At 69.2% G+C, this 1,626-nt stretch carries 1 rRNA gene and 1 pseudogene; both read left to right on the top strand.

Going from position 1 to position 1,626, the window contains the following annotated elements:
- Positions 1 to 126: 126 nt before the first annotated feature.
- Positions 127 to 243 (top strand): 5S ribosomal RNA (gene rrf, locus R1101_RS0123085).
- A 521-nt stretch (positions 244 to 764) separates the two neighbouring features.
- A pseudogene (locus tag R1101_RS31225) lies at positions 765 to 1,626 on the top strand (hypothetical protein); the annotation flags it as partial.

The following is a 1,626-nucleotide window of genomic DNA, read 5'->3' as shown; positions in this document are numbered from 1 at the left end:
GCCGAGGACTTACCACGAAGATGTTACGCGTCCACTGTGCGGTATCTGAAACAACACACACAGATATCGAAGATCCTGCGGTAGCAGGGATTGTCGATGTTCTGCGTGGTTACTGTTTCATAGAGTTACGGCGGCCATAGCGACAGGGAAACGCCCGGTCCCATTCCGAACCCGGAAGCTAAGCCTGTCTGCGCCGATGGTACTGCACTCGACAGGGTGTGGGAGAGTAGGACACCGCCGAACACCCGTTCCGAAAGGGGACCCACTCGTTTGGGTCCCCTTTCGTGTTTTCATGAGAGGATTTTTCTGTGTCCGACGGCAACGGTGAACGTCGGTCCTTCAGGAGTGGAGGATCCACTCCGTGGTCGGGCCGCAAGAAGGAGCGCGACGAACGCGCCGACGACAGTCGCGGCGAGCGTGCACCGCGCGACCGCGACGAACGCGGGCGCGGCGACGAACGCGGGCGCGGCGACGAGCGCCGGCAGGGCGGCTACGGAACCGGCGGACGTTCGTCCAGCCGTGACGACGACCGTCGTCCCCAGCGCGGTGACGATCGACGTCCCCCGCGCAGCGATGATCGGCGTCCTCAACGTAGTGAGGACCGTCGCCCTCGAAGCGGCGATGACCGTCGTCCCCAGCACGGCGACGACCGCCGCTCCTACCAGGGCGGAGACCGCCGCGATCGCGGCCGCGACGACGCCCGTTCCGATCGCGGCGACCGTCCCTACCGGGAACGCTCCGGAGGCGACGATCGCCCCCGTCGCAGCGAGGATCGTCCGGGTCGCAGCGACGACCGCGGTCGGCAGTACGGCGACCGTCCCCGCGGCGAGCGCAGCTACGGCAATCGCGACGACCGTCGCGGTAGTGACCAGCGGGGTGGCGACCAGCGTGGTAGCGGCGCCAGCCGGGGCTACTCCGGTGACCGTCGAGGACCCCAGTCCGGCGACCGCCGCAGCGAGGGTGCGCCCCGCCGTCGCGGTGGTGAAGGTGGATTCGGGCCGTCCCGTGGGCGCGAAGGCATCGCGCCGCAGCGTCGCGACGCACGTCCGGACGAACCCGATCTGCCCGACGACGTCGAGGCGTCCGAGCTCGATCCGACCATTCGCCGCGACCTGCTGAGCCTGGACAAGTCGAACGCGAACAGCGTCGCCCGGCATCTGGTGATGGCCGGTCGGCTGCTCGACGACGATCCCCGTGCCGCGCTCTCCCATGCCCGTGCCGCCCGTCAGCGCGCCGGCCGCATCGCCGTCGTCCGCGAGGCCGCCGGCATCACCGCGTATCACGCCGGTGAGTGGGCCGAGGCGCTGTCCGAACTCCGTGCAGCGCGCCGCATGTCCGGTGGTACGGGACTGCTCGCCGTGATGGCCGATTGCGAACGTGGCCTCGGCCGTCCCGAGAAGGCACTCGAGCTGGGACGCGGCGACGATGCACGCAAGCTGACCGGCGACGACGCCGCCGAGTTGCGCATCGTCCTCGCCGGTGCCCGCATGGACCTCGGTCAGTACGACCAGGCTGTCGTCACATTGCAGACGCCCGACCTCGATCCGGACCGGACCGGCACGCCTGCAGCCCGCCTCTTCTATGCCTACGCCGACGCCCTCGTGGCCGCCGGACGGACCGAAGAAG

It is taken from the genome of Rhodococcus sp. R1101 (assembly GCF_000278445.1).
Taxonomy (GTDB): Bacteria; Actinomycetota; Actinomycetes; order Mycobacteriales; family Mycobacteriaceae; genus Rhodococcus; species Rhodococcus gordoniae.
This window is presented reverse-complemented; position numbering and strand designations above follow the sequence as displayed.